Source organism: Sphingobacterium lumbrici, from assembly GCF_006476045.1.
Taxonomy (GTDB): Bacteria; Bacteroidota; Bacteroidia; order Sphingobacteriales; family Sphingobacteriaceae; genus Sphingobacterium; species Sphingobacterium lumbrici.
Map to the genome: position 1 here is coordinate 534,029 of NZ_SRZY01000011.1, position 24,081 is coordinate 558,109.

Sequence of the window (24,081 nt, forward strand, 5' to 3'; positions counted from 1 at the left end):
TAAAAAGTAAGTTTGTTATAAATTAAAGTACTTCATATAATTATCTAAATCCTTATCACCACGGCCAGATAAACATATAACTACCGTTTCGTCCCCCTTGAAATTCATTTTTTTGAGATGAGCGAGTGCGTGAGAACTTTCTATTGCCGGAATAATTCCTTCTAATTTTGTGAGTTCCAAGCCGGCCTGCATAGCTTCATCGTCCGTAGCACTTACATATTCTCCTCGGCCGCTTTTAAACAACCAAGCATGTTGCGGGCCTATCCCGGGGTAATCAAGTCCGGCCGAAATAGAGTAGGGCTCTACCACCTGTCCATCCGTTGTCTGCATTAATATCGAACGACTGCCATGCAATACCCCCTCTTTGCCTAAGGCGGTAGTGGCTGCAGATTCGCCCGAGTGTATCCCGTGGCCGGCTGCTTCTACAGCTATAAGTTTGACATGCTCATCATCTAAAAAGTGATAAAACATCCCCGCGGCATTAGACCCCCCTCCTACACAGGCCATCACTATGTCAGGAGTAGATTTGCCCGTTTTTTTTAACAATTGTATTTTCGTTTCTTCTGATATAATAGATTGAAAGCGAGCTACTAAATCAGGATATGGATGTGGGCCTACAACAGATCCGATAATGTAATGTGTATCTACGGGATTGTTGATCCAATCTCTTAACGCCTCGTTTGTAGCATCTTTAAGCGTTTTACTGCCCGATTGAGCCGCCACTACAGTAGCTCCCATCATTTTCATACGGGCAACGTTTGGAGCTTGTCGTTGAATATCAATTTCTCCCATGTACACTACGCATTCCAGACCTTTTAATGCACATACGGTAGCTGTAGCAACGCCATGTTGGCCAGCTCCGGTTTCGGCGATGATTCTTTTTTTACCCAGACGTTCGGCAAGTAGGATCTGACCAATGGTATTGTTTATTTTATGAGCTCCTGTATGATTTAAGTCTTCCCGTTTTAAGAAGATCTTTGCATTATACTTTTTAGACAATCGTTGTGCATGGTAGAGTGGAGAAGGACGACCAACGTAATCAGTTAGCAGGTGTTCAAACTCTTCTTTAAAAGAAGGTTCTTCCATAATCTGAAGGTAACGGTTCTGTAATTCTTCAACATTTGGATATAACATCTCGGGGATATATGCTCCTCCGAACGGGCCATAGTATCCTTTGTCATTCACTTGATATTTACTCATCTCTTAATAGTTTCAATGCTTGCGTTAATGTACTTATATTTTTTAATCCCGGTTCTATTTCAAATTTAGAATTCAAATCCAGACCAAATAATCTATCATCTTCAAAATTTCCGGCTTCCTGAATATTGTCAAGGGATAATCCGCCACTCAAAAAATAAGGTTTGTCATAAGGATAATCTGTCAGTTTTTGCCAATTGAAGCTTCGTCCGGTTCCACCATATTCTGTGCTTTTCGTGTCAAATAAAAACAAATCTACATTGTCGAGAAAGGGCTCGATACTTTTCCAATCGAAATCATCATCAATTCCAAATGCTTTGATGAGTTGAATGCCCGGTTGGGCAATCTGTCTACAGAAATCCACATCTTCATTCCCATGTAGCTGTATGGCATGTAAGGAAAATTCCGCTGTTTTGGTTTTTATATGCGTTATATGGTCGTTTACGAATACACCGGTACGTTTTAACTTCGTGGTTGATGATTCAGACGTAATATGATCTACAAAACGTCTAGACTGCGGGTAAAATATAAATCCCATATAGTCAATATTTAGGGATGCCACATCAATAATGTTCTTGGGATCCCGCATCCCACATACTTTAATTTTTAGATTTGGATTAGCCATTCGTTAGCGTTTTAAAACTATATAAGGCTCGCTTACCCAATAGAGATGCTTCCGCTTCATAATAGCAGTCTCCAAATGATTTTTTTGGGTCAAACGTCTTGATTGCAAAAGCCGCATTTGTCAATACCACATTGTTCTGCTGATGAGTGCCTTCTCCAGTGATGATCTTGTGGAAAATTGTCGCTGCTTCTTCTATAGTATCACCTCCGGTCAGATCCTCTGCCTTTAAAGTCTCCAGCCCAAGTTCACTCACTTCGTAGTAGTTTTCGCCGGTATTACTGATGATTTTGAAGTCGCCCGTTAACGAAATTTCATCGTATCCGTCTAACGCGTGAATAATACTGTATTGTTTTTCCGAATTTTGATAGAGATAGCCATACAGTCTCGCTAGTTCCAGACTAAATACACCAACAGACTGAAACTTAGGATTCGCTGGATTGGTCAGCGGACCCAGCATGTTAAAAAAAGTCTTTACGCCCAATGCTCTGCGGATAGGAGCTACGGTTTTCATCGCCGGATGAAACAATGGAGCATGGAGGAAGCAGATATTAGCCTCATCCAATTGCTTACTAAGAATGTCGCTGTCATTTGTAAACGTGTAGCCAAGATATTCCATTACATTGGAAGATCCGCAGCCCGATGACACACCGACATTGCCGTGTTTGGCAACGTGATAACCTGCTCCTGCAACAACAAATGAAGCTAATGTTGAAATGTTGAAGGTGTTTTTTCCATCGCCTCCGGTTCCACACATATCAATTAAGTCATATCCGTCGAAATCGAGTTTCAGACATAGGTCGTACATGGCATCCCTAAATCCCCCCAATTCTTCTACCCGAATACTTCTCATACCGTATGTCGTCATAAAGGCTGCTATTTGATGAGGGTCGTATTTGCCGGTAGCTATCTTTGTCAAGATATCATAAGCTTCTTTTCTTGAGAAAGACTTATATTCAAATAAATGTGCTAATATTTTTTTCATCTTTTTTTTATTGATGTATTTATTGTTTTCAATGAGCGAGCTCCGTTGAATGGTGAACGCTCGATTTTATCACAATAATCAAAAACAAAAAAAGGCTCACCCGAAAAGGCAAGCCCGCTATTTTTTGATATGTATCAATTTATGCAATAGGTGTCTGCCATAACATTAACTGTTATGCCACCACCACGCCATATATGATACGATTGATTTCATGTATGTTTTCTTTGAAAAGAAATATGAATATTTCATATTCTTCATTATTACTACAAATATCTTGTAATTTTTTTAAAAAAGCAAAATATATTTTAATAAAATTAAATTTAATACGTTGCAAAATGGGCTAAGTTATTTCCTTTAGATACTAACGTAAACGAAGCGATTTTGTCGTTTTCAATATAGACTGCAAGTACTTGTCTTTTTTTATATTGTAAGAAATACATCCTATTCATATCCAATTCCTCTAGATCGATATCTCGTACCTCTTTGCGTGGCATATTGGCATACGGAATGCAGGTAATATCAGCAATTTGTTTGTATAGCACATTTATACGCACTTCTTCTAAGCTTACTTCTAAATAATCGTACGTTTCATTTGAGGGGCGATCTACTTTTATATATTGGCTTAAAATAACATCTACTGCAATATTTTCATTACCGAGATCTGCAATAAAATTCTTTATTAGCTGGATGTCTTTCTGACGTGTTGAATCTTGATTTTGTGCAAAAGTAAAAGGAGATAACACCGTGAAAATCGATATCAGTAGAATTCTCATATTTTTAATTACTTCGTGAGCTAGCAAGCTCGGTCTAAAGGTAAGACATCTTTTGGAAGAAAAGGATTAGTCTTAAAAGTTGGACATCCTATTTTCTTGTAATTTTTGATGTCTATTTGGCGCAATCTTGCGTGTTTGGCGGAATACGTTCTGATGACGGTGAAATATTTCAACCCTAACCGAAGTTTGGTAAAGATATTTTAGAAGCTGGGCAGTAAAAAATAAAAATCGCACTAGCAATAGTGCGATTTTTATGATGGATTAATACTCGTCTTCATTGAAAAAGAAATCATCCTTGGTAGGATAATCTGGCCAAATTTCCTCAATATTCTCGTAGGGTTCACCGTCATCTTCCAAAGCTTGGAGATTCTCTATTACTTCTACAGGAGCGCCAGAACGAATTCCATAATCGATTAATTCATCTTTTGTTGCAGGCCATGGCGCATCTTCCAAATGCGATGCTAATTCTAGTGTCCAATACATAGTCTTACAATTTGAGTTTTATCTTTTTCGCAAAAATAGTATTTAATTTGACTATATCAACTTTTTTTCGCAAAAGTGTGATGGTTTGTGTCTAATTTTTTGATATACAGATGTATAAAATTTTATTTTTTGCTATTTGTGACGTTTTAATGATCGTTATATATGTTCCAATATGATTTCATTTTATGATATACGCTTGTTTGTAGATGATTGCTTGCCTCTATAGATAAATTTTGTATATCTATAGGTGCTAAAACAGTAATGTGAATGGAGCCGGGGCGTGATCCTTTTTTTAATCCATCATCCCATAGGATCTTCCAGGCATCTTGTATAACCACAGGAATAATCTGAACTTGATTTTCGACGGCAATGCGAAATGAGCCAGATTTAAATTCATGGAGCTGAGGAGGGTATTCCTCATCAATTTTTCCTTCTGGGAAAATGACAACGGTTTTTCCTTCTTGTACCAGCTGCTGTGCTCGTTTAAATGACCGGAAGGCAGATATGTTACTTTTGCGATCTACGGGAATATCAATGCTCTTAAAGAATATTCCGGTAACCGGATTTTTGAGTAATTCTATTTTTCCCATAAAAGAAAACGGCTGCTTGCAAACGTAGTTAATAGCTGTGATATCTAATATGGAAGTATGGTTGGGACAAATAATATATGGTTTCGTCCAGTCGATTGTTGTTTCAAAGGTTACTTTAAATCGAATACCGACAAGCCAACAGGCTAGTAAGCTGATCCATTTGCGCATGAATACAATTTGATTGTAGTATTTGGAAGGACGTAAAGTAACGTAACGTAAGAAAGGGTAGGCAAGTACAAAGAAAAATAGCAGGGCACCGTAATATAGGATAGTGTGCGTTTTTCTCAATAGTTTTACCATAGTGCAAAGATAAAAAAATGTTGGAACCCTTGTAAAACAATAAGAGGCCGTCTAAAAGTATTGAAAAACGTTCATTATGTTATCCTGGCGCTAGGAAGAATCTAAAAACTACACAGATTATTCATTCATGAACTCACTATGTCCGGTTTACAAGTATTTAGATACTTCGGCAAGCCTTACGATGACAAGATAAAAGCTTCAGTATGCTTTAGACAGCCGCTTACTTTACTTGCTTAATTCCGCATAATACTTGTGGAATAAAGGAATGGTTTCGATTCCCTTTAGGTAATTTTCAATACCATATTTTTCATTGGGAGAATGTAAATTATCACTGTCCAATCCAAAACCCAGTAACACGGTTTTGAGCCCCAATTCTTTTTCAAATAGTGCTACAATAGGGATAGATCCACCACCACGAGTTGGTATTGGTTTTTTGTTGAATGTTTCAGTTAATGCTTTTTCAGCCGCTTGGTAAGCAATACTGTCTGTAGGTGTCACTACAGGCTCACCCCCATGATGCGGTGTTACTTTAACTTTTATATAATCTGGAGCTATTCCTTCAAAATGATCTTTGAAAAGTTTGGTGATTTTTTCGGAATTTTGATTCGGGACCAACCGCATCGAAATCTTAGCAAATGCTTTGGAAGGTAATACTGTTTTTGCACCTTCTCCAATATAACCGCCCCATATACCGTTCACTTCAAGGGTAGGACGGATACCGGTTCGTTCGATTGTTGTGAAATCTTTCTCCCCCCAAATATTAGTGATACCCAAATCCGATTTGTATTCTTCAATATCAAAAGGAGCTTCATTCAATGCCTTTCGTTCTTCGGGGGTCAATTCCAAAACATCATCATAAAATCCTGGGATGGCAATATGATTATTTTCGTCATGTAAAGATGCGATAAGTTTAGCCAAAATTGTTGCAGGATTTGCTACAGCGCCACCATATACGCCCGAGTGTAGGTCGCGGTTAGGCCCTGTTACTTCCACCTCTACGTAAGAAAGGCCGCGTAAACCCGTTTCTAAAGAAGGATTTTCGAGACTGATCATAGAGGTGTCCGATATAACAATGACATCTGCTTTCAAACGTTCTTTATTTTCTTTTACAAAAGAACCTAGGTTTGCGGAGCCAACTTCTTCTTCTCCTTCAATCATGAATTTGATATTACAGGACAGTTGGTTGTTTTTTATCATGTATTCAAATGCCTTTACATGCATGTAAAACTGACCTTTATCGTCTGCTGCACCACGTGCATAGATTTTACCATCACGAATAGTTGGTTCGAAAGGAGGGGTGTCCCACAGTTCTATTGGATCTGCAGGCTGTACATCGTAGTGGCCATACACCAGCACTGTAGGTAAGGATGGGTCGAAAACTTTTTCACCATATACAATGGGATAGCCTGCTGTAGGGCAAATTTCCACTTTATCAGCTCCGGCTTCTTTCAGTTTTTGGGCTACGAATTCAGCGGTATTTAATACGCCTTCCTTGTACTGTGGATCAGCACTTACTGAAGGAAAACGCAATAATTCAAATAGTTCGTTTAGGAAGCGCTGTTTATTCGCTTCCACATAATCTTTGATATTTTGCATTATAAACGGGTTTTTACAAAGGTAAAGAAATAAATTAGGAAAGTAGATGTAACATTTTTTGCATTTGATCTACAAATTATATGGAATTTGAATTTCGACATATCTTATATAGATAGCAATAGGAATTTAAATAGAATGTTAATTATAGTTAATGTTATTGTATAGCATAAATTGTTAAATTATTTTCGATTCAGATTATATCCCTTGTATGAAAAAACTATTCTTCATTTTTCTATTGTCCATATTCAGCAGTTCCGCTTTTTCGCAAACTTTCATAAAGGGTGAAATCGTAGATGAAGCAGATAAGACAAAATTATCAAATGCTACAATTATGCTTATCCAAGCCCAGGATTCTATTTTGGTAGATTTTACCCGATCAGGAGAAAATGGAAAATTCCAATTGGAAAAACCCGATACGGGTTCTTACGTATTAATCGTCTCCTATCCAAAATTCGGCGATTATTATACACCGATAGACGGCGACAAACAAGATTCAGAAATTGGTCAGATTGGCTTAACCAGTGTGACAAACCTTTTGGAGGAAGTGCTCGTGACCGGTCAAATTCCAGTAGTCATTAGAGGTGATACGATAGAATACGACGCATCGAGTTTTACGGTAGAAAAAAATGCAAAAGTTGAAGATTTGCTCAAAGTGTTGCCCGGAATATCCGTTGATGCGAATGGTAAAATCACAGCACAAGGCAAGACCGTAGAGAAAGTTTTGGTAGACGGTGAGGAATTTTTTGGTGATGATCCCACTTTAGTAACGCGCAATATACGTTCGGATATGGTGGATAAGGTACAGGTATATGAAAAAAAATCCGAAGAAACGGAACGAACAGGCGTTGATGATGGTCAGCGCATCCAGACAATTGATGTTAAGCTAAAAGAAGATGCAAAGAAAGGGATGTTTGGAAAGGTAGAGGCCGCAGGTGGAAACGATAACTATTATCTAGGTAAATTGGCTCTTAATAAATTTAAAGGATCCCAAAAAATTGGTGCGTTTGTTTTGGGAGCAAATGACGGAACGATCAACTTGAACTGGGAGGAGGAAGAGAAATTCGGGACGTCAAGCATGAACGTGGAAATGTCTGACGATGGAGGGATGTATTTTTATAGGAATTGGGATGAATTTAGCAACTGGGACGGAAGAGGAAGACCAGGCGCCTTGAATACCGGAATAAGCTTTAATGATGGCTGGAAAGAAGGTAAGCATAAGTTGAACTTTAACTATAAGTACGGACAAATTTCAAATAATGTGGAAGAGCAGACAATCTCTCAAAATAATTTATCTGCTTCAGGCCAACTAAATAGTGAAAATATTTCTAATCGGGAATCTGATGTTAGAAAACATCGTTTTAATTCCAAGTACGATTGGAAGTTGGATTCTTTAACGACATTGACGGTAAAGCTCTCGGGCTCTAAAGGTAAATTGCAAGTCGATAATAATATAAATGCGAGCACCACAGATGAAAATTTTGTTAGTTTGAATGACAACGAACGCTTACAGCGTACAGACTCGGAAAATAGTAACTTTACTTATGATGGGTATTTAACCCGAAGATTTAAAAAAGTCGGGAGGTCGCTGTCTTTACGTATCGCCGGCAATGTATCTGATGACGATGAAGATGTATTCTTAAACGCTACGACTAATTTTTACAAAGATGGTTTGTTGGATAGTACAAGTCGTATAGACCAATATAAGGATATTCAAAGTATGTCAAATAACTTGAGAACTTCGGTAGCTTATACCGAACCCATTACGAAAAAACTCAATTCATGGATTAGTTATGAATACAATAATTCAAAATCACATTCTTTAAACAATTCCTATAATAAAGATGCTTCAGAGAATTATACTGTTTTTGATGAGGAGTTTAGTAACGATTTTGATTATAATACCGTTAGAAATGCTGTTAATTTATCATTCACATATAAAGCCGAGAAGTTTGAGGTCAACCTTACAAACAGCTTAAGGAATGATGATATGTTTCAGCGTAATAATTATGAGAATTTAGCGGTCAGACGTGATTTTTTAACCTATAATCCGAATGCGAGATTAAGATATAATATAACCAAAAACAAGAGTATAGGGGCCAATTATAACCACTCCAATTCCTTACCTTCTTTATCGCAGATTCAACCCTTGCGTCAGAATACAGATCCGCTAAATATTATCGTAGGTAACGAATCACTAACACCAGCGCTTAATGACAGCTATAGCATGTATTTTTATAGCTATAATATGATGAAAGGAACTGATTTATACGCAAACGGAAGCTTTAGTCAGACGAGAAATTCCATTCAGCAAAATGTGGAAATTGACGGAGCTGGCGTACGAACAGTTTTTTATGATAATTTGGAAGACTACGTTGCTAACAACGCGAATGCCTGGATTGGTGGCGGGTTTGATTTGATTAAAAAATATAAGATAAAAGCAAGAGTTGGTGGAAATGGTAGCTATAGTAACTATTATAACTATATTAATGCTGCACTAAATGAGAATACAAATTATAGCTATTCGCTCGATTTTGGCGTTACGAAGAATACGACAAAAAATATAGATTTTAACGTGAGCTTTGTTCCGGGATGGCGTACCATTAATACATCGCTGAATCCGGAGCGAAATAGTTCCGGATTTACCTATAATTCCACCGTATGGTACAAATGGAACTTACCCATGAAATTCAGTCTGTATGGAGATCTTTCTTATAATTATGAAGCTCCCACAAAAGCATTTGATGAAAAATTTGAACGCATATTGTTTAAACCCGGTATCTCCCGGAAATTCCTAAAAGATGAAAGTCTGGTAGTCGATTTTTATGTCAATGATATCTTTAATCAAAATGTTGGGTTCAGAAGATTTCAATCCGGTAACTCAATTACTCAAAATACATACAATACCATTTCCAGATATTTTATGCTCAAGTTATCATGGGATTTTACAACAATGAAAGGAGGGAAAGAATAATGAAAAGATACTTATATATATTAATGGTTACAATTTTATGTGCCGGAGTCCAAATGGCGCATGCACAATATGCTTATTTTCCTCAGGAAGGAACGATTATATATGATAAGACCGTGCACGTAAAAAATCTTTTAAAACGACATATATCCGCTCTTAAAGACGACGATTGGTCAAAAAAATACTATGAAGAAATTTTAGGACGAGTAAATGAGACCGCAGTCTTGAAAAAAAAGTTATCGTTTAGGGGCAACGAAATCAGCTTGGAACCTATAAAGGGAACCTATGATCCAATGGTCACTAATTTATTAAATTCGGGATTGTTGGACTATCAATCTACTTTATATCAAGATTTGTCAAAATCTGTATCGAAAATGTCATTCGATTTAGGGGGATCTTCCATTTTAATCCAAGATTCGTTGTTGAATGTGAAATGGAAAATAACCAATGAATATCGGAATATAGCGGGATACGACTGCCGAAGGGCAAATGGTGTGACATTAGATTCGGTGTATGTGGTAGCGTTTTTCACGGATCAAATTCCTACGTCAGCCGGACCGGGTACCGTACATGGATTGCCAGGTATGATTTTAGGCCTAGTAGTACCCCAGCAACATTTTAACATATATGCTACTAAGGTAGAATTTGATATCCCCACATTAAAGACAGATATCGGAAAGAAAAAAGATACACCTATGACACGTAAAGACACGCAAGAAAAGCTGAAAGATGTTTTAGCACGTTGGATGGGTGAGAAGCAATTGAATCTATTGTTCACTGCGATGTTTCTGTAAAAAAAAATCCTGAACAAAAAAACCTGACTTACACACGTAAGTCAGGTTTTTTATTTATGATAAACAATAAAATTATTTACCAGAATTTTTCTTCTCAGTTACTTCATTACGAATGTCTTGAGCTAAAGTTTTGATTTCTTGTAAACCTTTACGAACACGTGTACCTGCTGCTGAGTTACCGTTGTTGAAGAATTTGTCCGCATCAGCTTCGATTGAAGCTACTAGTTCTTTTAATTTAGTGTAGTTTTCCATTTTTATTAATATAATTTTAGTATTCTCTAATTAATTGCTAAGAAGTAATAAATATACAAATTCAACAAATAAAAAAATAATAAAATGTTGTTTTTTTGTATAAAAAGTCATTTTATTAGAATTTATTCTACAATAGTCAATTCATCAATTATATTTTGAGCTCCCGCGAATTTATCGATCACGAAAAGAACATAACGTATATCTACTGAAATTGTGCGTTGCAACTTAGGATCAAAAATAACATCACCAGCCATTGCTTCTATATTTCCATCAAATGCCAATCCGATTAGTTCACCGTTTCCGTTCAACACCGGAGAGCCAGAATTACCGCCGGTAATATCTTGATCGCTCAAGAAATTAACAGGCATATACCCTTTCTTATCAGCGTAACGTCCAAAATCTTTCTTTTCGTATAAATCAATCAATTTTTGAGGAAGATCGAATTCTTCGTCTTGAGGTTTGTACTTTGCTATCGTACCTTTTAAGGTTGTATAATTATTGACTGTAGCGTCATTGCGTAGATCTTTGGGCAAGGCTCTGATGGTACCGTACGTCAAGCGCAAGGTGCTATTTGCATCCGGATAATATTTGGTTTTGGGATTCATCTCCAAGAAGCCTGCTATGTATTTTCTATAAGCCGTTTGGTAATCACTTGCTAACTGATTGTGTTCAGGGGATTGTTCGCGATATTTTACCATCAAAGCTTGGGAAATAGCATATAAGGGGTCGGCATCAATCTGTTGTACAGAAGGGTTTTCTAAGAAAGTAAGTATATTTGTTTTTGAACCAAATATACTATTTGCAAAATATTGGGCAATTAATCCATTAAAATTACCATTATTTTGTTGTGCCAGTTTTGTAATATAAGTTGAGATGTCGCCACCTTTTGTGCTATACAGATTTAATTCGGCAGCTAGTACATCGATTTCTAGTGGGATATGAACTTTCTCATAAGTACTGTGTATAGTACTTTCCAATCTTGGACGTATTTCTCGGCGTTTTTCTACATTTGCATTAGCATATTGTTTTAATGCATTTCCTAAGCTCATCGGTAATGCTGTAAATGTCGATGAACGGAGCATACCGATCAAATAATTGTCATGACGCACTTTTTCATTTGTCGCAGCGTAATACGTATTTATTGCTGTGATGACATCACCATATTGTGCTTTATTTGCTGTTTTGCTTGCCCATTTTTGAAACTTCTTCTCGGCTTTACGTTTCGAGTCTGACGTTTTGTGCTTTGAAAGTGCGTCGATCATGCCTTGGCGGTTTTTCCAGTAATTGGCAATTCCTGAATATTGTGAAGAATAGTTGATTTTAACAGCTTGATCTTGATCCATGTGTTTTTTCATGGCATCCATCCCTACTTTGGAAGCTTCTACCCAAGCAGGGTATGCATAGTTCACGTTTTGGTCAATGCCTGCAGCGGGCATCCAGCGATTTGTGCGCCCAGGATACCCTAATATCATTGAGAAATCACCCTCTTTGATTCCTTTGATGCTTATAGGTAAATGATATTTTGGTTTTAATGGAATATTTTGCAGTGAGTATTCAGCCGGATTCCCATCTTGGTCTGCATAAACACGGAATACGGAGAAGTCTCCGGTGTGGCGAGGCCATTCCCAGTTGTCGGTATCTCCGCCAAATTTTCCAATACTATTGGGCGGAGTGCCTACTAAACGTACATCGTTGAAGTCTTGGTACACAAAATAGTAGTACTCATTACCATTGTAGAATGATTTTACCGATACGACATACTTTCCGTTTTCACTATTTTCTTTTTCAATTTTAGCAATTTCCTGATTAATGATTTTTTCTCTTTCTTTTTCTGACATGGTATCATTTACCAATCCTAAAATACGTTTAGAAACATCATCCATACGTACAAAAAAGCGTACATACAGGGATTTCGGCTTTAGTTCTTCAGCATGGTTTTTTGCCCAAAAGCCATTTGTTAGATAGTCGTGCTCCGGAGTGGATAGTTCAGCGATAGCCCCATATCCGCAGTGGTGATTGGTAAAGATCAATCCTGTTGCCGAAACTATTTCTGCTGTACATCCACCGTTGAATTGGACTATTGCATCTTTTAAGCTGGAATTATTAATGCTATAGATTTCTTCGGTTGTTAATTTCAAGCCTTTTTTTTGCATATCAGCTTCATTCAGACGCTTCAAATGCATTAAAAACCACATGCCTTCGTCGGCCATACTCGTTACGCTTATCACGCATAACACTACTAATGATAGTATTTTTTTCATTTGTATATAAGTTGTTTTATTAATAAGTGTTCAATGTAAATAATAATTGATCTATGCATCCGTATTATTTACATCCCGATTTTATTATCAATTCCTTTATTTGCAAGCAAAATTGGCTTAAATACACCGTAAAACAAAATTTTGACAAAGAAAGTTGCCGTTGCAGCCCCTTTTTAACAAAATTTAAATGCGCGGATTTACCTATCTTTGTAAGATGCAAGTATCGTTTGAGGATTTTAAGTTTAATAGGCAGCTATTAAATGCAATAACCGAAGCAGGTTATTCAGTACCTACGGAAATACAAGAGAAGGGCATTCCCCCGATTTTAGCGGGACAGGATGTGATGGGTATAGCACAGACAGGTACAGGTAAAACCGCTGCTTTTGTATTACCGCTCCTAATGAATCTTAAATATGCTCAGGGAAATGATCCACGTGCACTCATATTAAGCCCCACACGTGAGCTTGCTATGCAGATTGAAGAACATATCCAGCTCTTTTCCACGTACCTTGATCTGCGTACGATCGTATTATATGGGGGGCTAGGTCCGAAAACGCAAAAAGAGCTACTTGCTAAAGGTTGCGATATAGTTGTCGCCACACCGGGAAGGTTTTTAGATTTATATCTCGCTGGGGATATTAATACTAAATCACTGAAAGTATTGGTGATGGATGAAGCCGACAAAATGGTGGACATGGGGTTTATTAGTAAATTACACCGTATTTTGGAAGTAATACCCCGTAAGCGACAGAATTTGCTTTTTTCGGCTACGATGAGCGAATTAGTGCGGAAGATAGCAGGAGATTTTTTGGCATTTCCAACTATCATTGAGGTGACGGAGCAAGCTACACCTGCTCAAACGGTGACACAATCGCTATATCATGTTCCTAACCTTAAGACTAAGATTAATCTTCTTCAGCATTTGTTTACAGATGATGAAGCGTACCATCGGGTGATTGTCTTTTGCAAAACAAAACAAGTGGCTGATAGTGTGTTCGCTTTTTTAGAACGCAAATATGGAGCAAAAAATGTTCGTGTGATCCATGCCAACAAAGGACAAAATACACGTATCAATTCTATAAATGCCTTCAAGACCGGAGAAATTCGTTTTCTGGTCGCTACAGATGTTGCAGCAAGGGGACTAGATGTATCTAATGTAAGCCATGTTATTAATTTTGATGTGCCTATTGTCATCGAGGATTATGTACACCGAATCGGACGTACCGGAAGGGCTTTTAGTACAGGAGATGCTATCACTTTCTGTAATCCGGCAGAAGAATATTATGTAGCGAAAATAGAAAAGCTAATTCGTCAATCAATAGAAGTGATTGAATTACCAGAGGATGTTTTTATCGAGAAAACACCTTTCGACGAACGACAAGCTATTGCCCGTGAAGTTGATAGTCAGAAGAAGAAGGAAAATCCTGATTTCAAAGGTGCATTTCATGAGAAGAAGTTTGCGCTTAAGCAAGGCGGTAAAAAAAGATCTGCACCTTCCGGAGTAAAGGGGGGCGGTAAAGGAAGAGCTTCTGGCGGAAAATCGAAATCGTTTAAAAAGAAGTAACATTCATGAAACTGACGCCCCTGAATATTACTTTAGCCTGTATCTTGGTCTGGTTTATCTCTGAAATGAATGCGGATACGGAAATGCTGTTTTCCTGGGGATGGTTAGTTGCGTTAATTGCGGTGCTCTTGTTGGTAGATGTATTTTTCAGAATAGTCATAAGGGATTTACAGCGCATTTGGGTTCTACAGATCGGCTTTATATTGGTAGTAGGTATCGTAATGGTCATATTAAAAATTCAATAATGATAGTTGCATGCAGTAGGTATGGTGTCATTGAAAAAAATAAATAGATGAAAAAAGCAGAAATAAAATTAGAAGTAGAGTTAGACGATAACAATGTACCTGATACCATTCAATGGTCATCTACTGATGGACAAAGTACAGAATCACTGCCTACGAAAGCAATGTTCTTAGCATTGTGGGACGGACAGTATAAAAATTCGTTACGCATAGACCTTTGGACTAAAGATATGCCATATGATGAAATGAAACGTTTTTTTTATGAAACATTGCAAACTTTAGGCGATTCTTTCTTGCGTTCATCTGGGGGTGATCCGATGGCAGAAAAGATAATTGGCGATTTGAGAGACTACTGTGCACACTTTGCCGAGAAAATGGAAGTTTTAGAGCAACAGAATTAAATATTTGACAGGAGATAATTTGTTGATTTGTCAATTTCAACTTATCACTTTTTACTTTTCAAGATGAACTACTTTTTGGTTAAATCAGAACCGTTTAAATATAGCTGGGAGCAGTTTAATAAAGACGGTCAAACTTTTTGGGATGGTGTCCGCAATTATCAGGCCCGCAACAATTTGAAGGCAATGAAAGAAGAGGATCTCGTCTTATTCTATCATAGCAATGAAGGAAAGGAAGTTGTAGGGGTAGCGAAGGTAATTAAAGAGTTTTACCAAGATCCTACTACCGAAGATCCAAAATGGGTAGTTGTCGATTTAGCTCCGGTAGAAAGCTTTAAGAAGCCAGTTACACTGGAGACTATTAAAGCAGATGAGTTTCTTCAGGATGTTGCATTGGTACGTCAGGGACGACTCTCTGTTATGCCTTTGAAGCCAGAAGAATTTGATCGTATTATCGCATTGGGGAATTCATAACGTTCTCCAATGCGATGTCGACTCTTTAGCCTTTATGATCGAACAGGTTAACCAGATTTTTTAATTCTGTTGCGTGTCCAGGTTCCAGTTTTCCGGCCAGAATCAGACGCAATTCTCGGCGTTGTAAGGCTTCATTGTATAGTTTTAGTTCATTTTCAGTTTCTGGTTTCAATAACGGAATGGCCTTAGGTTTACCCTGCTCGTCTAAGGCGACAAAAGTATAATAGGCTTCATTGGATTTCTCGTTTGTGCCTTTGGGAAGATTCTGGGCAAAAACTTCTAAACGCACCTCCAAAGAAGTATTAAATGCTCGGGTCACTTGGGCTTTAATGGTAACCACATCACCGAGCTTTACGGGTCTTTTGAAAGAAACATTATCTACTGATGCTGTAACCACGACATTATTGCAATGTTTTTGAGCCGCCATTGCCGAACAAATATCCATCCAGTACAGCAAGCGTCCACCCATTAGGTTACCAAATGTATTGGTGTCATTGGGGAGAACAAGTTCATTCATCTCGGTATACGACCCTTTCGCAAATTTTTCCTGCATATTATTCTATAATAATTCTAACTGTTTATCTATTTCTATCAAGCTTTTTGCTAATGACGTAGGGCTAAATCCTAATTCTTTTTTTGCTTTGTCCAGCACAAAGCCAGTCATTCGGGGACGATTATCCGCTTGACCGATCTCTTTTGCGGTGACAGGTATAATCAAATCTCTGTTTAAAGACCAATGATCAGCTACTTTATAGACAATATCAAGTATAGCATACATCTCATCGCTGGATATATGGTAAATACCGACTGCATTTTTCTGTATCGCAAGAAGGCAAGCATGCGCCAGATCATCGACCCAGGTAGGCATGCGCCATTGGTCTTGTACAACAGATATAACCTCGTTGTTCTGTAACTTATTTTTAGCCCAAAGGATCAAATTAGAGCGACTCTTATCGGCAGTAACACCGTAAACCGATATTGTGCGCAGGATAGCGGCCTTACAGCCTGATCGTATTATCGCTTGTTCTGCTCCGACTTTACTTTTTCCATATACATTGCATGGGTTCGTCGGCGCAGTTTCCGGATAAGGGCCTTCTTTTCCATCGAACACGAAATCTGTAGATAAAAAAGTAAGGTGGATATTCTTTTTTTTACAAATTTCGGCTAAAACCTGAACAGTATCAATATTAAGCTGTTTGCATTCTTCCCAATTCTCTTCACACGTTTCAACGCTTGTGATAGCAGCGGTATGAATGATGTGCGTTGGGTTATAGGTTTCAATTAATGTCGCTAACTCCTGTTGGTTTAGAAGTGATAGCTGAATATACTCGTAGCCCTTTATATTCGGATTCCTATTTGCGGATTTTGAGGTACACAGTAATGAATAATCTGTTTTTTGTACAATCAAATCCGTAAGCTTTTGACCCAAAAAACCATTGGATCCTGTTAGCAGGATACGTTTTTCACTGTTTATCAGTTCGTCCATTGAAAGTCCATTTTGCCTTGCTTCATAGAATTGTTCAATACCTCTATTTCCAGTTTTAAAATGGATTCCAATGCTTTATAATTTATTTTTTCGGGATCATCACCTGGCTTGTGGTAGTCATCATGACCTCCTGTGTGAAAAAATAAAACAGGAATATTTTTTTTATAGAAGGAGGTTTGATCGGATCCACCGTTGCCATCCCTACTTAAGTTAAATTTAATATCGCTCGTGATTCCGTCAAATATGGAGGGGAATTTAGAACTGGTGCCATAGCCAATTATGGCCAAACCGTTATCTGGATTATATCGGCCGATCATATCCATGTTGAGCATCCATTGAATATTCTCCAATGGTATGGTTGGATTCTCTGTGAAGTGTCGTGACCCCACTAAACCCAGCTCTTCTGCACCAAAACCGATAAATAGCATGTTGTATGCTTCTTTCTCTTTGTTGGTAGCGAAGTGTCTCGCTAATTCAAGTAATCCGGCCACACCTGATGCATTATCGTCTGCACCGTTATGTATTTGTCCAACACCTAATGAGTCTCGCGAACTTCCTTGATGCCCTGTTCCTAAGTGATCATAATGGGCTCCTATTATAATGGTGTACGGCGCATTATTATCTAAAAATCCAATGATATTGTCGGCTTGACGGATGCTGTCGGGGACGACTACACGACGGACTTTTGCCGTAAACGTTTGACGGTAGTTTCTTTCTCCTTTCGGCGATAAACCATATTTTTTAAAATGCTTTTCAATATACTTGGCGGCTTTATTTACTTCCTTAGATCCCGTTCCACGGCCTTTCATTTTGTCTGAAGCTAGGTAATAAATATGCTTCTTCAGATTTTCCTGTTTGATCTGAGCAACTATACAGGTTGGTAAGGCTAGCAAAGCAGCTAGTAAACTGCAGATAAAGCCGATTTTTAAATTGATTTTCATCCACATAGATCTAGAACTTATTTTTTGTATTCGAGCTGTCTTCGGTGATTCAATTACAATGAAGTTTCTGTATTTTTTACCTTAATCCTCTAACATCTCACTATTCACATTTTCTTTTACCTTTTGCTCTTCTTTAAAGTACCTTTTTTGAAAGAGTAAAATTAACGCTACGCCAATCGATATCGCGGAATCGGCTACATTAAAAACCGGGCGAAAAAATAAGAAGTGTTCATCCCCCCATATCGGAAACCAGGTAGGGAAATTTCCTTCTATTAATGGGAAGTAAAGCATATCCACTACTTTTCCATGTAGGAATGGGGCATATCCACCCCCTTCAGGAAAAAGAACTGCTTTCGTGTAAAAATCACTTTCACTGAAGATCATGCCATAAAACACGCAATCAATAATATTGCCTAATGCACCGGCAAATATCATGGCTACAGTCAGCGTAAAGCCTCTGTGATATTTATTCTTGATCATATAATGAAGCCCATAGCCAATACCAATAACTGCAATGATACGGAAGATACTCAAAAAGAGCTTGCCGTATTCGCCTCCAAATTCCATTCCATAAGCCATACCTGGGTTTTCAATGAAATGAATAAGAAATTTATTGCCGAGGATGTTGAAATCCTGACCTATCGTCATGTTGAGTTTTACCCAAAATTTTGATATTTGATCAATTAATAGAATAAGAAGGATAAGAGTTATGGGTCGTGTGTAGCCTTTCATGATATAGAATAAAATGGTCTTTGCCCTTTTGAGCAAAGACCATTCAGGTTTCAATTCTTAATATTGTTTGTTTTTTGCTTCGATACTTAGTGTTGTATGAGGAACCGCTTTCAAACGTTCTTTTTGAATTAATTTTCCAGTCTCACGGCAGATGCCGTATGTTTTGTTCTCGATGCGTACCAATGCAGCTTCAAGATTGTCTATGAATTTTTTTTGACGAGCAGCCAACTGATTTACTTGTTCTTTTTCAAGAGTAGCGGAACCATCTTCTAAAGTTTTATAGGTTCCAGCTGTATCGTCTGTGCCGTTTGCGTTACTGTTGCTTAAAGTTCTCGTTAATGCTAATAACTCCTCTTTAGCAATACGCAGCTTCTCTAAGATAATCGATTTGAATTCTTGTAATTCCGAATCGCTATATCGTGTTTTCTCCGTGTTTGCCATAACCTAAATTTTTTCGATTAATACCTTTAGTTCTATACCATTTATCTCTATTGTATCTGAAGACGTTAATGCGTCTACAAAAACAAATGAATCAGCTAATATTTCCGTGCAAATATAAGACAAATTATTTTGTGTAGCCTTTTCTATCTCAACATTTTGACTCACTAAAACTTTGATTCTATCTGTAACTTCAAAATCTTTTTCTTTTCGAAGATTTTGAACTCGATTTACCAGTTCTCTAGCAATACCCTCTTTCTTCAATTCTTCTGTAATCTGTACATCCAACGCTACTGTCAGGTTCCCTAGATTTGCAACTTGCCAACCTGCGACATCTTCTGCAATAATCTCCACATCTTCTAATGAAATGATATATGCTGTTCCTTCTAACACATAATTTCCATTTCTTTCAAGTTGGGTGATTTGGTCTGCATTCAATGCTTGAATGGCTGTCGTTACCAACTTCATATCCTTACCAACTTTCGCGCCAAGAGCTTTGAAATTCGGTTTTATTTTTTTCTTGATAATGCCTGTTGTGTCGGTGATAAACGAAATGGATTTGATGTTCGTCTCAGAAAGAATAAGGTCTTTTACCTTCTCCACTTTCGCTTGGAATGCGCTGTCTAAAACAGGTAATAATATCTTGCTAAGTGGTTGACGTACATTTATTCCGGTTTTTTTGCGCAACGACAAAACTAAGGATGAAATATCTTGTGCCACGGCCATTCTTTCTTCCAAATCTTTGTCCATAAGAAGGGTGTTGTAAGCTGGAAAATCCGCCAAATGTACGGATTCAAAATTCTCCTTTTTGGTCACAGCATTTAAATCCAAATACAATTGATCGGAAAAAAATGGGGAAACTGGAGACATCAATTTGGCAATAGTGTCTAGACAAGTATACAGTGTCTGATAAGCAGAAATCTTATCTTCCGTATAATCACCCTTCCAAAAACGGCGGCGACACAGACGTACATACCAATTGCTCAAATGTTCATCGACAAATGTTTGGATAGCCCGGGTTGCTTTGGTCGGTTCGTAATCCGCATAATAATCGTCCACTTCTTTGCTCAAGCTATTCAATAATGACAATATCCAACGATCAATTTCCGGACGATTTTCATTTACTACATCAGGTTCTGTGTAGTTGAAATTGTCGATATTCGCATATAAGGCAAAGAAAGCATACGTGTTATATAATGTTCCGAAGAATTTGCGTCGTACTTCATCCAGTCCTTCCTCATTAAACTTTAAGTTGTCCCAAGGTGCTGCATTACTAATCATGTACCAACGCGTGGCATCGGCACTGTATTTTTCAATTGTAGCAAATGGATCTACTCCATTACCCAGTCGCTTAGACATTTTGTTGCCATTCTTGTCTAACACAAGTCCGTTAGATACGACATTTTTAAAAGCTACAGAACCTCTAATCATGGTAGAGATCGCATGCAAGGTAAAGAACCATCCTCTGGTTTGATCTACACCTTCGGCAATGAAATCAGCCGGAAAAGCGTGGTTGTACTCTTCTTTGAAAGGTAATTTGTCTCCATTAGCTAATTTGTCGTGATCCAAGCCCCATTGCGCATAAGGCATCGCACCGGAATCAAACCAAACATCGATTAGATCTGGCTCGCGAAACATTTTTTGTCCCCCGGCAGACACTAACACCAGATGGTCTACATACGGTCGGTGTAGGTCTAAGTTAGCGGTGTCAAATTTTTCTAAATATGTTGTATTGACCGCTTTTTCTTCTTCCGAAAGTACATCAGATGCAATAGATGCTTCCAGATATTTTTTTAATTCCGGCATGGAGCCAATACAGATTTCTTCGTTTTCGTCTTCCGAACGCCAGATGGGCAATGGAGTACCCCAGTAGCGCGAACGTGATAAATTCCAGTCTACCAGATTTTCGAGCCAGTTTCCAAATCTACCAGACCCTGTAGCTTCGGGTTTCCAGTTGATGGTTTTATTTAGGGCCACCATTTCTTCTTTCATAGCCGTTGTACGGATAAACCAGCTATCCAGGGGATAATACAATACCGGTTTGTCTGTACGCCAACAGTGTGGATAGGTGTGCTCGTATTTTTTTACATCGAAGGCTTTGTTGTCTTCTTTCAATTTGATGGCAATCAAAACATCCGTCGGACGGAAATCTTTTTCAGCGCGCTCGGCATCTGAATAATATTCTTCTTTTACAAAACGTCCGGCAAAATCCGTGATTTCTTTCACAAAACGGCCTGTACGGTCTACCGTCGGTACATCTTTTCCATTTTCATCCTTAACAAAGATACCCGGAACGTCATTTTCCTTTGCAACTCTAAAGTCATCTCCACCATAAGTAGGGGCAGCATGCACAATACCTGTACCATCCTCTGTAGTTACGAAGTCACCCGGTATTACCCGGAATGCTTTCTCTAATAACTCTTCGTTTGTTATATAGGGTAGTAATTGTTCGTAACGTAATCCAAGAAGCTCTTCACCTACAAATTCTGCCGCTATTTCCCAAGGAATGGTTTTGTCTCCAAGATTGTAGTCCTGAAAAGAAATTTGTTGACCTTCAGCCTTAAAATGCTTGCTGATTAGGTTTTTTGCTAAAATTACGGAAACCGGAGATCCGGTGTATTGATTGAATGTTTTGATTTTGACGTATTCGATTTTCTTCCCTACCACTAAAGCTGTGTTGCTTGGTAATGTCCAGGGTGTAGTCGTCCAAGCAATAAAAGCAACATCTTCTTCTTCGGTTTCTACCAAAGTTGAGATCAGCGGATGGATTTGATCTTTTACCACGCGAAACTCGGCAACAATTGTGGTGTCTTTTACATCTTTATATGTACCCGGTTGGTTCAACTCATGCGAACTTAACCCTGTCCCGGCAGCAGGGGAATAGGGTTGGATAGTATATCCCTTGTACAGAAGGCCTTTGTTGTACAATTCCTTCAACAAATACCATAATGTCTCAATATATTCATTTTGATAGGTGATATATGGATTTTCGAGATCTACCCAGTAGCCCATTTTTTCTGTTAGGTCGTTCCATACATCCGTGTATTTCATGACCTCTTTGCGACAGGCAGCGTTATATTCTTCAACAGATATTTTTTTACCAATATCTTCTTTCGTGATACCTAGTGTTTTTTCAACAGCCAATTCAATGGGAAGACCATGTGTATCCCATCCGCCTTTACGTTTTACCTGAAAGCCTTTCAACGTTTTGTAACGACAAAAAATATCTTTGATACTACGTGCCATTACGTGGTGAATTCCGGGCATACCATTTGCTGAAGGCGGACCTTCGTAAAAAGTATACGGTTTACTTGCGGGACGGTTTGAAACACTTTTTGCGAAAATGTCCTGAACTTCCCAACGCTTCAATACTTCTTTCCCGATTTCCGGTAAATTTAACTGCTTATATTCCTTGTACATTACGTAAATTTAATGTCTGTTTTTAAGGTTGCAAAGTTAGTGATTATTAAGGAAAGGAAAAAGATTACATTTATGGAATCGAAGCTTTTGCTGCATCATGTGACAATATAGTACTTGAGTTATGATAAAAATTAAAAATTTGGTTGGCCTGATGCTACTCTTGTTTACGATGTCTTGTGTAAATAGTGCTGTAAAGTCTGATAAACCCTCCCGACCCTTTTTTGAGAAACAATCCCGAACTTCGGACACGTTGCGGCTGCATGGGTCGGCAACAGCATACCTGATAGATGAATCGTTGGAACCGCCAAAAGAATTGTTGGAGCGTGTTGCATCTTCGGATCTTTTTCTGAAGCTCGGATCAGGTGAAGTCGAAAAATATGCACCTATGCCGGATAGTGTCGTTTATTTTGGTAATCAGCCCTTTTTATTGGGGATGCTTAAAGCGTATCAGGATCATAGGCCTATGGTGATTTCTCCGGATATAATTTGGTTATTGATTGAGCAGGGGTTTGCCCGGCATATTGCCTTTCATGCCGAAAAATTTAGAGACAGGCTTGTCGGTTTCGATGGTAAAAGGGAGCTAACTGTTGTGGTGGATACTACTCAGGTAAAACTGGGTGATAAGAACAGTAATTGGGAGCAGGTTTTTCCGCAGTTTGTCGATCAAATACAAACGTATACGGGCGAAGAGTATGTTCGGAATTTAAGAGCAGATTTTTCGACATCAAATGAAATAAGTAAAATTGCCTCCGAAATAGTACTGATGGAGTCGGTAAAGATTTATTTTGATTACAGGGTGATGATAATGGGGTGCGGTATATCATCTGTTACGATAGAAGGAACAGTAGCCGATTGGAAAAAAATTCTGGACAAGCTGGATTATATGGAAACATTTGATTTGGCGTGGTGGACAAAAGAACTGAGACCTGTTATTCAGGAGATCGTGAAAACGAAGGAAGGTAAGCTGGATAAAGAGTTTTGGAAAAATATGGTGCAATTACAGAATAAAGCTGTTTATTCACCCCATGAAACAATCGATGGGTGGATTACTAAATTTTATCCGTTCAATGACAAAGGAGAACGCCGGGATCTTAATCCAATAACTCAAGCGAGTGCTATCGCTGCTGAATATGTAAAAGTACCTTTTATATTAGAAGATCGTACCTCCGGAAAACAATATGCTATGGAATTTTGGTCTGGATTGTTTGGGATGGAGCAAGATGCCAGAAACTACAAGCTAAAGCCAGTTATAGGCTGGGCTATTGCGTACCATACGCAACGTCAGATAGCTACTCCTCCGAAGGATGCTTACGATGATGTGAGTTTAAAAAACATTACAGAAATACCGCGGCAGTTCTTTGCCCTCAAAAGTATAGACCGTTTGGTTATTGGTTTCGTTGGAAAAATAAATATTCCTGATGAAATACAAAGTATAAAAATAAAGAGAATGACATTAACAGGTGAGATCTCTGTTGAAGAGGAAAAACGTTTGAAAAAGCTATTGCCGAATACCTGGTTGTTTGTTAATGATCGTCAAATAAGGGAATAGGATGTTCTAGAAGGTT

General features: G+C 38.2%; 22 protein-coding genes. 7 read left to right on the forward strand and 15 right to left on the reverse strand.

Annotated features, from left to right (window positions below):
• Window positions 1–15: 15 nt before the first annotated feature.
• From trpB to E4F24_RS04540, 7 genes are all read right to left on the reverse strand, one after another.
• Window positions 16–1,200, reverse strand: a complete 1,185-nt coding sequence (gene trpB, locus E4F24_RS04510; protein ID WP_140937476.1) for a tryptophan synthase subunit beta — start codon at window positions 1,198–1,200, stop codon at window positions 16–18.
• On the reverse strand, window positions 1,193–1,822 hold the full coding sequence (locus E4F24_RS04515; RefSeq protein ID WP_140937477.1) for a phosphoribosylanthranilate isomerase: 630 nt from the start codon (window positions 1,820–1,822) through the stop codon (window positions 1,193–1,195). The genes trpB and E4F24_RS04515 overlap by 8 nt, the downstream gene beginning before the upstream one ends.
• Entirely contained in the window at window positions 1,815–2,804 is a 990-nt protein-coding gene (trpD, locus tag E4F24_RS04520) for an anthranilate phosphoribosyltransferase (protein ID WP_140937478.1), read from the reverse strand. Before trpD ends, E4F24_RS04515 begins: the two co-directional genes overlap by 8 nt.
• Before the next feature lie 320 nt (window positions 2,805–3,124).
• Window positions 3,125–3,577: a hypothetical protein gene (locus tag E4F24_RS04525; protein ID WP_140937479.1), complete on the reverse strand. Its 453-nt coding sequence runs from the start codon at window positions 3,575–3,577 to the stop codon at window positions 3,125–3,127.
• A gap of 261 nt (window positions 3,578–3,838) precedes the next feature.
• Window positions 3,839–4,060: a DUF2795 domain-containing protein gene (locus tag E4F24_RS04530; protein WP_017258669.1), complete on the reverse strand. Its 222-nt coding sequence runs from the start codon at window positions 4,058–4,060 to the stop codon at window positions 3,839–3,841.
• A 146-nt stretch (window positions 4,061–4,206) separates the two neighbouring features.
• The gene (locus tag E4F24_RS04535; RefSeq protein WP_140937480.1) at window positions 4,207–4,950 is read right to left on the reverse strand and encodes a lysophospholipid acyltransferase family protein; all 744 of its coding nucleotides are present in this window, start codon (window positions 4,948–4,950) and stop codon (window positions 4,207–4,209) included.
• 225 nt (window positions 4,951–5,175) lie between these two features.
• Window positions 5,176–6,546, reverse strand: coding sequence for a dipeptidase (locus E4F24_RS04540; RefSeq protein WP_140937481.1), 1,371 nt, complete (start codon window positions 6,544–6,546; stop codon window positions 5,176–5,178).
• 208 nt (window positions 6,547–6,754) lie between these two features.
• Between E4F24_RS04540 and E4F24_RS04545 the strand changes: the two genes are divergently transcribed.
• Both E4F24_RS04545 and E4F24_RS04550 read left to right on the forward strand, forming a co-directional pair.
• Entirely contained in the window at window positions 6,755–9,517 is a 2,763-nt protein-coding gene (locus tag E4F24_RS04545; protein ID WP_140937482.1) for an outer membrane beta-barrel protein, read from the forward strand.
• Window positions 9,518–9,540: 23 nt separating this feature from the next.
• A complete protein-coding gene (locus E4F24_RS04550; RefSeq protein ID WP_216629127.1) occupies window positions 9,541–10,308 on the forward strand; it encodes a GLPGLI family protein in 768 nt (255 codons plus the stop codon).
• A 72-nt stretch (window positions 10,309–10,380) separates the two neighbouring features.
• On the opposite strand, the gene E4F24_RS04555 is transcribed toward E4F24_RS04550, so the two are convergent.
• On the reverse strand, window positions 10,381–10,560 hold the full coding sequence (locus E4F24_RS04555; protein WP_140937484.1) for a histone H1: 180 nt from the start codon (window positions 10,558–10,560) through the stop codon (window positions 10,381–10,383).
• A 122-nt stretch (window positions 10,561–10,682) separates the two neighbouring features.
• Entirely contained in the window at window positions 10,683–12,821 is a 2,139-nt protein-coding gene (locus E4F24_RS04560; RefSeq protein ID WP_140937485.1) for a S46 family peptidase, read from the reverse strand.
• Window positions 12,822–13,035: 214 nt separating this feature from the next.
• Here E4F24_RS04560 and E4F24_RS04565 point away from each other — a divergent pair, with 214 nt between their 5' ends.
• The 4 genes from E4F24_RS04565 (at window position 13,036) to E4F24_RS04580 (ending at window position 15,499) form a co-directional block, all read left to right on the forward strand.
• Window positions 13,036–14,385, forward strand: coding sequence for a DEAD/DEAH box helicase (locus E4F24_RS04565; protein WP_140937486.1), 1,350 nt, complete (start codon window positions 13,036–13,038; stop codon window positions 14,383–14,385).
• Between the two features lie 5 nt (window positions 14,386–14,390).
• Complete coding sequence (locus tag E4F24_RS04570; protein ID WP_140937487.1) at window positions 14,391–14,630, forward strand: hypothetical protein; 240 nt, start codon at window positions 14,391–14,393, stop codon at window positions 14,628–14,630.
• A gap of 47 nt (window positions 14,631–14,677) precedes the next feature.
• Entirely contained in the window at window positions 14,678–15,028 is a 351-nt protein-coding gene (gene gldC, locus E4F24_RS04575; protein ID WP_140937488.1) for a gliding motility protein GldC, read from the forward strand.
• Between the two features lie 63 nt (window positions 15,029–15,091).
• Entirely contained in the window at window positions 15,092–15,499 is a 408-nt protein-coding gene (locus tag E4F24_RS04580; RefSeq protein ID WP_140937489.1) for an EVE domain-containing protein, read from the forward strand.
• A gap of 25 nt (window positions 15,500–15,524) precedes the next feature.
• Here E4F24_RS04580 and E4F24_RS04585 read toward each other — a convergent pair whose 3' ends face one another.
• The 6 genes from E4F24_RS04585 to ileS all read right to left on the reverse strand — a co-directional run bounded on the left by E4F24_RS04585 (window position 15,525) and on the right by ileS (window position 22,516).
• Complete coding sequence (locus E4F24_RS04585) at window positions 15,525–16,052, reverse strand: acyl-CoA thioesterase (protein ID WP_140937490.1); 528 nt, start codon at window positions 16,050–16,052, stop codon at window positions 15,525–15,527.
• Window positions 16,053–16,058: 6 nt separating this feature from the next.
• Window positions 16,059–16,985 (reverse strand): SDR family oxidoreductase, encoded by a 927-nt coding sequence (locus E4F24_RS04590; protein ID WP_140937491.1) that lies wholly within the window; start codon window positions 16,983–16,985, stop codon window positions 16,059–16,061.
• Window positions 16,973–17,926 (reverse strand): M20/M25/M40 family metallo-hydrolase, encoded by a 954-nt coding sequence (locus E4F24_RS04595; protein WP_140937492.1) that lies wholly within the window; start codon window positions 17,924–17,926, stop codon window positions 16,973–16,975. The genes E4F24_RS04590 and E4F24_RS04595 overlap by 13 nt, the downstream gene beginning before the upstream one ends.
• Window positions 17,927–18,007: 81 nt before the next feature.
• Window positions 18,008–18,658 carry a lipoprotein signal peptidase gene (locus E4F24_RS04600; protein ID WP_140937493.1) on the reverse strand — a complete coding sequence of 217 codons (651 nt, stop codon included), beginning with the start codon at window positions 18,656–18,658 and terminating at the stop codon, window positions 18,008–18,010.
• 57 nt (window positions 18,659–18,715) lie between these two features.
• Window positions 18,716–19,099 carry a TraR/DksA family transcriptional regulator gene (locus tag E4F24_RS04605; protein WP_136900885.1) on the reverse strand — a complete coding sequence of 128 codons (384 nt, stop codon included), beginning with the start codon at window positions 19,097–19,099 and terminating at the stop codon, window positions 18,716–18,718.
• Between the two features lie 3 nt (window positions 19,100–19,102).
• Window positions 19,103–22,516: an isoleucine--tRNA ligase gene (gene ileS, locus E4F24_RS04610; RefSeq protein WP_140937494.1), complete on the reverse strand. Its 3,414-nt coding sequence runs from the start codon at window positions 22,514–22,516 to the stop codon at window positions 19,103–19,105.
• Between the two features lie 121 nt (window positions 22,517–22,637).
• Here ileS and E4F24_RS04615 point away from each other — a divergent pair, with 121 nt between their 5' ends.
• Window positions 22,638–24,065 (forward strand): DUF4419 domain-containing protein, encoded by a 1,428-nt coding sequence (locus E4F24_RS04615; RefSeq protein WP_140937495.1) that lies wholly within the window; start codon window positions 22,638–22,640, stop codon window positions 24,063–24,065.
• Window positions 24,066–24,081: the final 16 nt, after the last annotated feature.